At 66.4% G+C, this 8405-nt stretch carries 6 protein-coding genes; 1 reads left to right on the top strand and 5 read right to left on the bottom strand.

The window, feature by feature from the left end; genetic code table 11:
• Positions 1-50 precede the first annotated feature (50 nt).
• A complete protein-coding gene (locus M3B11_RS13205) occupies positions 51-1625 on the bottom strand; it encodes a sodium:alanine symporter family protein (RefSeq protein ID WP_259877927.1) in 1575 nt (524 codons plus the stop codon).
• 268 nt (positions 1626-1893) lie between these two features.
• Positions 1894-4893, bottom strand: coding sequence for an Rne/Rng family ribonuclease (locus tag M3B11_RS13200; RefSeq protein ID WP_259877925.1), 3000 nt, complete (start codon positions 4891-4893; stop codon positions 1894-1896).
• A gap of 365 nt (positions 4894-5258) precedes the next feature.
• Here M3B11_RS13200 and M3B11_RS13195 point away from each other — a divergent pair, with 365 nt between their 5' ends.
• Positions 5259-5930, top strand: a complete 672-nt coding sequence (locus tag M3B11_RS13195) for a vitamin K epoxide reductase family protein (protein WP_259877924.1) — start codon at positions 5259-5261, stop codon at positions 5928-5930.
• Positions 5931-6030: 100 nt separating this feature from the next.
• Here the strand turns inward: M3B11_RS13195 and ndk are convergent, their stop codons facing one another.
• The 3 genes from ndk to M3B11_RS13180 form a co-directional block, all read right to left on the bottom strand.
• Positions 6031-6468, bottom strand: a complete 438-nt coding sequence (gene ndk, locus M3B11_RS13190) for a nucleoside-diphosphate kinase (RefSeq protein WP_259877923.1) — start codon at positions 6466-6468, stop codon at positions 6031-6033.
• A gap of 100 nt (positions 6469-6568) precedes the next feature.
• Positions 6569-7009, bottom strand: a complete 441-nt coding sequence (locus M3B11_RS13185) for a DUF4233 domain-containing protein (RefSeq protein ID WP_259877922.1) — start codon at positions 7007-7009, stop codon at positions 6569-6571.
• On the bottom strand, positions 7006-8405 hold a 1400-nt coding region (locus M3B11_RS13180), incomplete at its 5' end, for a bifunctional folylpolyglutamate synthase/dihydrofolate synthase (RefSeq protein WP_396121592.1). The genes M3B11_RS13185 and M3B11_RS13180, both read right to left, overlap by 4 nt.

Raw genomic sequence — 8405 nt, 5'->3', positions numbered from 1 at the left:
CGGGGTCGGGCTCGGTTCCGGTCAGGTGCTCACCGGCGCCGAGGCGGTGGTCACTTCAGGCCCTGGTCCTGGCGGATCTCCTCCAGGTGCGCTTCGTCCTCAGCACCGAGCTCGTAGAGCTTGCCGTGCTTGCGGTCGGCGAGGTACTGCTTCATCTCGCGCTTGACGACCGGCATGAGGATGTAGAGGCCGAGGATGTTGATGAAGGCGCACATGAACAGCGCGGCATCGGCGAATGCGATGACCTTGCCGAACGATGCGACCGATCCGACGACGATGAACGCCATGAGGATGAGGCGGTAGACCAGGTCGGTGGCCTTGCGGCGGCCGAACAGGAAGTGCCAGGCCTTCTCGCCGTAGTACGCCCAGGTGATGAGGGTGGAGAAGGCGAAGAGCACAACCGCGACGGTCAGCAGGATCGGCCACCAGCCGGTGATGGTCGAGAACGCATCCGAGGCCAGGGTGACACCGTCGACCGAGCCGCCGGCGGCGGTGGTCTCGATGGCCTCCTGGTAGGACGGCTGGTGGGCGATGATGATCGTCAGTGCCGTCATGAGGCAGACGATGACCGTGTCGAGGAACGGCTCGAGCAGGGCGACGAAGCCCTCCGAGACCGGGCGGCGGGTCTTGACCGCCGAGTGGGCGATCGGTGCTGAGCCGATGCCGGCCTCGTTGGAGAAGGCTGAGCGCTGGAAGCCGACGATCATGACACCGACGACGCCGCCGGCGATGCCCTGCGGGCTGAAAGCGCCTTCGAAGATGATGCCGAAGGCGGTCGGGATGTAGGACAGGTTGCCGAGGATGACGATGAGGCAGGAGGCGATGTAGAACAGCGCCATGCCCGGGACCAGCTTGTCGGTGACCTTGCCGATGGACTTGATGCCGCCGATGATGACGAGGCCGACGAGCAGGGCGATGGCGATGCCGATGATGAGGCGGACCATGCCGTCGCCGAGCGGGCCGTCGGCACCGCCTGCGGAGTTCTGCAGCTGGACGACGGTCTGGTTGGCCTGGAACATACCGCCGCCGGCGACACCGAACAGCAGGATGGCGATGGCGAACACGCCGGTCAGCGCTTTTGCGACCGGACGGCTCATGAACTTGAAGGCGATGGGCAGGTACTTGAACGGACCGCCGTGGACGACGCCGTCCTGGTCGATCTCGCGGTACTTGACGCCCAGGGTGCACTCGACGAACTTCGTGGCCATGCCGAGGATTCCTGCAACGACCATCCAGAACGCAGCACCCGGGCCGCCCATGGCGATCGCGGCGCCGACACCGGCGATGTTGCCCAGGCCCACGGTGCCCGAGACTGCCGAGGACAGCGCCTGGAAGTGGGTGACCTCACCCGGGTCGTCCTTGGAGGAGAACTTGCCGCGCACGACTTCAAGCGCGACACCGAATCCGCGGAACTGGATGAAGCCGAAGTAGACGGTGAAGATGCAGGCTGCGATGATCAGCCAGGCGACCACGATCGGGAAGGACACTGCTCCGATCGAGACGGGGTAGAAGATGACTGATTCGAACCGGTCGACGAACGGAGCGAGGAGGCCGTCGACCTTTTCTTCGATGGACGCGTTTGCCGTCAGAGGTAGGAGTGTGACGGCGCTCACAAAGGTGCTCATGAAGCTATAAGTTCCACTAAAACAGGGCTGACCGCAACTGCAGAAGCGCCGATGCGACTTTCAGTTATCCAACTGTTATCTACCTCACATTCGGCTGCTGCTGAATCACGGAACCGGTGCGGATCTGTGGTATAAGCTGCGTGGATTTCGCGTCTGCGCGCCCCAGCGAATCCCAGGCACGCCCTGAAGCACCTAATGAGAGCGCTGCAGGACCTGCTGCCGCGGTGATCCGGCAACAGGCCCTGCACATGCCTCATGGACGCTCAGCTCAGTCGTCGGCGCCGATGATGAGGATCGGCGGCGCATCGGCCTTCTTCACTGGCGGCTGATGCTTCGGCTCAGCCGCGGCCGGCGGCGCTGCGAAGTTGTCTGCATGCGCGTGCTGGCTGTCGGCGTGCTCAGGCCGGCCGACCGAGCGCGCCGGCGCCTCCTGCACGCGGGTTTCGGTCTCGGCTCCGATCATGAGCGGTGCCGGCCCGCTGGGCTCGACGGGCTTGCGTGAGGTGCGGCGCGCCGGATCCGGCTCAGTTTCAGACTGCTGAGAGCTCTGGTCCTGGCTGGCAGCCTGCTGGCCGGTATCGTCGGACTTCGCCTGGCGGGAGCGGCTGCGCCGTGAGCGCTTGCCTCCCTGCTCGTCACTGCCCGCGCCTCCGGAGTCACCGTCGTCTTGCCTGCCGCGGCCCTTGCGCCGAGAGCCGCCGTTCTGCACGGCTGCGGCGCCAGAGCCCTGGTCGGCCGCAGGTGTCTCGACGCTGTCGTCGTCATCGGCCTTCAGCGTCGCCTTTGCGATCGCGGCGACAGCCGAACGGGAGGCAGACTGCTTCTCCTCCTCTTCGCGTGACTGCGCGTCCTTGTGCGAGCGGCGGTTGTCCTGTCCGCGGCGCTTGCGCGACTTGTACTGGCCGCGCGAGGAGCCGTCGTCCTCGGTGCCCGGAAGCACGAGGCCGCGCCCGGAGAGATCCTCTCCGGCAGCGGCCAGCGATTCGGCCAGCCCGGTGCCGATGCGCTTGCGGGTCATCTGCACCAGGCCCAGTGAAGTCACCTCGGCGACCTGGTGGCGGGTCCGGTCGCGGCCGAGGCATTCGACAAGCCGACGGATGACGAGGTCGCGGTTGGATTCGAGGACCATGTCGATGAAGTCGACGACGATGATGCCGCCGATGTCGCGCAGCCGCAGCTGGCGGATGACCTCTTCTGCTGCTTCGAGGTTGTTCTTCGTCACCGTCTCTTCGAGGTTGCCGCCGGAGCCGGTGAACTTCCCGGTGTTGACGTCGATGACGGTCATCGCCTCGGTGCGGTCGATGACCAGCGAACCGCCGGAAGGCAGCATGACCTTGCGCTGCAGGGCCTTGTCGATCTGCTCGGAGACGCGATAGTGGTCGAAGATGTCCCCGTCCTCCTCGTAGCGGCTCAGCCGCTCGAGCAGGTCGGGGGCGACGGCTTCGACGTATTCGTGGATCGTGTCCCAGGACTCGTCGCCGTCGACGACGAGAGCGCTGAAGTCCTCGTTGAAGACGTCGCGGATGATCCGGACGATCATGTCCGGCTCCTTGTACAGCAGCTGCGGAGCAGTCGTCTTCGTCGAGGCCGACTTCTTCTCGATCGATTCCCAGCGCTTGGACAGCCGCTCGATGTCCCGGCCGAGCTCCGTCTCCGAGGCGCCTTCGGCGGCGGTGCGGACGATGACGCCGGCGGATTCGGGCACCATCTGCTTGAGCAGCTTCTTCAGCCGCTGTCGCTCATTGTCCGGAAGCTTGCGGGAGATGCCGGTCATGTCGCTGCCGGGAACGTAGACGAGGAACCGGCCGGGCAGGGAGATCTGCGCGGTCAGGCGGGCGCCCTTGTGACCGATCGGGTCCTTGGTCACCTGCACGAGGACCGAGTCACCGGGGCTGAGAGCGAGCTCGATGCGGCGCGGCTTGCCGTCCATGCCGAGTGCGTCCCAGTTGACCTCGCCGGCGTAGAGGACGGCGTTGCGGCCCTTGCCGATGTCGACGAAGGCGGCTTCCATGCTCGGCAGCACATTCTGCACCTTGCCGAGGTAGACGTTGCCGATGAGGGAGGCCTGGGCCTTCGACTCGCTGAGGTAGTGCTCGACGGCGATGCCGTCTTCGGTGACGACGAGCTGGGTGCGGTCGTCGCGGTCGCGCACGAGCATGGTGCGCTCAACGGATTCGCGGCGGGCGAGGAACTCCGCTTCCGAGATCACCGGGCGGCGGCGGCCGGCCTCGCGGCCCTCGCGCCGGCGCTGGCGCTTGGCCTCCAGACGCGTTGAGCCCTTGACGCCGGTGACTTCAGAGGCGGTAGTGCCGCTGCTGGATCCGGAGCCCGACCGGCTGCGGCGCCGGCGGCGACGCCGTGAGCTGCTCGACTCGTCATCGGAGTCACCGGAATCGTCGCTGCGATCCTGCCTGTGGTCATCGCGCTCGTTCTGGCCACCGCGATTGTCACTCTGGCCGCTGTCGTCGGAGGTGCTTTCGTCCTGGCTGGAGTCGCTGACGTCGCTGCGCTGGCGGCGGCCGCCGCGGTTGTCGCTGTCGGAACCGGAGTCGCCGTCGCTGCTGTCGGAACGACCGCGCGAGCGCTTGCCCCGCCCGCCTCGGCGGCGGCGGCGCGGCTGGTCGTCATCGTCGTCGTCATCGCGACCGGAGCGATCACTGCGGCCGGAGCCGTCAGCGTCGTCGTCATCGTCTTCGTCGTCATCAGGGGTCCAATCCGGATCCACCTGCTGACCGAGTTCGGCCTGCGGCGTCTGGAACAGCAGACCGCCTCCGGCCGGCACGCTCACCGGCTGCAGCGGCTCGTCATCTGACTCGTCGCGCTGAGTGCTGAAGCCGAAGGAGAACGGGTTGCGCACATCGATCGTGACAGCCTGCTGTGCGGGCTGCGATTCGGAGTCATCGTCGCTGTCGTCATCTTCGTCGTCGGTGGAGTCACCGACATAGGACTCGAAGATCAGACCGCGGTTGGCGACGGCTGAGCGGGCTGACTTCGGGCCGCCGGCAGAGCGGCGGCGAGTCGAACGGCTGGGCCTCTCCTCTGCTGAATCGTCATCGGCCCCAGCTGCCTCGGCAGCATCCTCGGCGGAATGCTCACCGGCGCGCAGCGATTCGGCCTTCTCGGCGATCTCGTCGAGGACGGCGAATGCGTCACCACGTGAGTCGGCGTCGTCGTCGGTGCGTTTGTCTTCGGACTGCGCACGCAGATTCTCGAGATCGGCGAGAATGCCCTCTGTCGGATTCTGCTGATCCTCGGGTTCGTGATTCATCTGTATGGAACTCCCTGCCCACCGCAGCCGGCACACCTTCCAGCTGCGCCATGGGCGATGGCGGTGCCCGTCTCGCGGCATCGCAGCCGCGCCGGCGGGCAGAAAAACTGTGGGTACACATGGGCTCGCGCGAATTGCGTCAGCGCGGTGGCACGCACGTGCCGCTTCAGCTTTGACCTGCGGGAGTCAGACCTCCGCTCGGTGGAAGCGGGCAACTGGCCGGGTGTGTTCAGCCTGTCGCCATCATCATTATGTCATAAGCACCGTGTGCCGTCCTGCAGCGGCGCAGGTTCCGCGGTGGGAAGATCAGCCTCGACATCCGGTCACACTTGTCGCAGACCGAATCGACACGGCATGCTGTTGGGGTGAATACTCCTCCTGCCCAGACACCTCCTGCGGCATCCTCCCCTGCCTCATCCCCTGCAGCCGCGCCGGCTGCCGATGCGTGGTTCCTGCGCCGACTGCCGTTGGGGATCTTCCTCATCATCGGATCGGTCATCGGACTGTGGATGTCGTTCCTGCTCTCGATCGACAAAGTGCGCAAGCTGGAGAATCCCGGCACTGCGCTGTCCTGCGATCTGAACCCGTTCTTCTCGTGCGGGTCGGTGATGGAGTACCCGCAGGCCCAGCTGCTCGGGTTCCCCAATCAGTTCCTCGGCATCGCGGCATTCGTCGTACCGCTCATCTTCGGGGTGCTCGTCCTCGCCCGGGTGGAGCTGCCGGGCTGGGTGTGGATGGGTCTGGCTGCCGGTCTCGGGGCGGGTGCGCTTCTGTGCATGTACCTCTTCTACACCTCGATCTTCGTCATCGGGGTCGGCTGCCCGTGGTGCATCGTGGTGTGGACGGTGACGATTCCGATGTTCTGCGTCGTCAGCGGATACGCGGTGCTGCGCGGCTTCTTCGGTGCCGGTGCCACAGCCAGTCCGTATGCCCGTGTGTTCGCCCAGCATGCCCTGCTCATCGGCGTGCTGTGGATGTGCATCGTCTACGGACTCATCATCCTCAAGTTCTGGACGTTCTTCTCCGGACTGCTCTGACGCATCTCGAAGACGACATCGGGACGCACCTCGAAGACGAATCGGGGTGGAACACGCTGTGCGCGTTCCACCCCGCATCTGTCTGCGAAGCTGTGGTCGGTCAGTCCTCGGGGAACCAGATGGCGATCTCGCGTGCCGCCGATTCCTCGGAGTCGGAGCCGTGCACGAGGTTCTTCTGCACGCTGACGCCCCAATCCCGGGCGAAGTCACCGCGGATGGTCCCCGGTGCAGCGGTCGTCGGGTCGGTGGTTCCGGCCAGCGACCGGAAGCCGGGGATGACGCCGTGACCGGAGGCCACCAGGGCAACGAGGGGGCCTTCGGACATGAAGTCCACGAGAGGCTGGTAGAACGGCTTCCCCTCGTGCTCTTCGTAGTGAGCGGCGAGCTGCTCCGCGGTTGCGTGGACGAGCTCGAGCTTCTCGATGCTGTATCCCTTGGCTTCAATGCGTGCAATGATCTGGCCCATGAGGCCGCGCTGCACACCATCTGGCTTGACGAGCACGAGCGTGCGTTCGGTCACCAGGTTCTCCTTCGTCATCAGTCGACGTTCTGTGCGCCGAGCAGGGCAATGCGGTGCCAGTCTATTGCATCACCACCAGGGGCACCCGGCCGGTGAGAACCAGCTCACACCGCACAGATCAGGCAGCTGCCTCTCCCCCGCCGGTGCGGAAGTACTCGACGACCTCACGGTCGATGCGTCTGCCCCAGTACACGGCGGCCGCGTAGAGGCCGGCGAAGACGAGACCGACGAAGAACATCGCCGGCAGCACGAATCCGCAGGCGACGATGAGCGCCTGGCCGATCCAGCCGAGCAGGACGCCGGGACGGGTCTGGCCGATCCGCCTGGGCAGCAGAATCGCCGCAGCCAGCAGCACCACCGTGATGACGGCGACACCAGTGATGAGCACCGGCAGGCTGACCGGCTTGAGGCCGATCCCGGTGAGGCCAGCGAAGTAGACGACGCAGATCTCGGAGATGAGGATCGAACCGCACAGCACCGGCAGCTTCGACTTCAGAGGCCCGTCAGGCTTGTCCACCGGGTGCTCCTGGCCTGCGCCGTTCGGGTGTTCGGCAGTCACTGGATGCCTCCCTTGCCCAGCAGCGTGCGGGCCTCGGCGACGGTCAGCAGGGAGCCGGTCACGACGATCCCGGCGTGCGGGCTGTCCTGGCTGTTGACCAGATCGATCGCGGCCATGAGCGCGGCATTGAGGTCTGGTGTGTCGGTGACGTCCTCCGGGTCGAACCACTCGGCGGCAGCCGCTGCGAGTTCGCCGTGTTCGAGCGCCCGCGGCGAGAGGGCCTCGGAGACGACGATGCGGTCGGCGAACCGGTGGATGTATTCGAGGACACCGTGTGGATCCTTGTCGGCGAACATCGCAACCACGGCCACGACGAACTCGAAGTCGAAGGCCTCGCCGATCGTGTCGGCGAGCACCTCGGCCGCGGCCGGGTTGTGCGCACCGTCGACGAGGATCGTCGGCTCGGTGCGCAGGATCTCCGCACGCCCCGGTGAGGTCACCTGGGCCAGTCCCTCGGCGACGATCTCGCTGTTCAGCGGCTTGTCGGCATCGGCGAGGAACGCCTCGCACATGGCGATCGCCAGGGCGGCGTTGTGCGCCTGATGCTCTCCGTGCAGCGGCAGGAACAGGTCCGGGTATCCGGTGTAGAGTCCCTGCACGTCGATGAGCTGGCCGTCGACGGCGCGGTCGCGCCCGCGCAGCCCGAAGTTCTGCCCAGCCCACAGCGCAGGCACACCCCGTTCGGCCGTCTGGACCGCCAGTGACTCGGCGGCCTCCTCAACCTGCCCTGCGATGACTGCCACCGGGTCTGGGGCCGGGGTCGGGTCGATAGAACGGTTGAGGATGCCGGCCTTCGTCGCGGCGATCTCGGTGAGCGTGTCACCGAGGTAGGCCTGGTGGTCATAGCCGATCGGCGCGAAACCGCACACCGCGGCATCAGCGACGTTGGTGGAGTCCCATTCGCCGCCCATGCCGACCTCGATGACCATGACGTCGACAGGCGCCTCGGCGAAGATCGCAAAGGCAAGCGCTGTCAGAGCTTCGAAGAAGGTCAGTTTCGGTCGGCCTGCGGCGACGAGCTCCGCATCGACCATCTCCAGGATCGGGGCGGCCGCGTCATAGGCATCGACGAAGACCCGTTCGCTGACCTCCTCACCATCGACGGCAATGCGCTCAGTGACCCGGTGCAGGTGCGGACTGGTGAAGCGCCCGGCCCGCAGCCCGGCGGCTGAGAGGATCCGGTCGACCATCCGCACCGTCGAGGACTTGCCATTAGTGCCGGTGAGCATGACCACCGGGGCGCTCATGTGCACGTCACCGAGCAGCTGGCAGGCCCGCTCGGTGGCATCGAGTCGGCGCTCGACCCGCGTCTCCCCCTGCCGGGAGAGCAGCGCGGAGTACACGCGGGCCAGCGCCGAGGTGCCGCGTGCCTCAGCGGGCACGGCGGCCTCGGGCT

The sequence above is a fragment of the Brevibacterium sp. p3-SID960 genome (assembly GCF_025144725.1).
Classification (GTDB): Bacteria; Actinomycetota; Actinomycetes; order Actinomycetales; family Brevibacteriaceae; genus Brevibacterium.
The sequence above is the reverse complement of the archived record's forward strand: the minus strand, read 5'-3'. Positions and strand labels throughout refer to the sequence as shown.

Excerpts from the sequence above, each read along its gene's own strand:
- M3B11_RS13205 (WP_259877927.1), bottom strand. The coding sequence starts at position 1,625 with ATGAGCACCTTTGTGAGCGCCGTCACACTCCTACCTCTGACGGCAAAC.
- M3B11_RS13200 (WP_259877925.1), bottom strand. The coding sequence starts at position 4,893 with ATGAATCACGAACCCGAGGATCAGCAGAATCCGACAGAGGGCATTCTC.
- ndk (WP_259877923.1), bottom strand. The coding sequence starts at position 6,468 with ATGACGAAGGAGAACCTGGTGACCGAACGCACGCTCGTGCTCGTCAAG.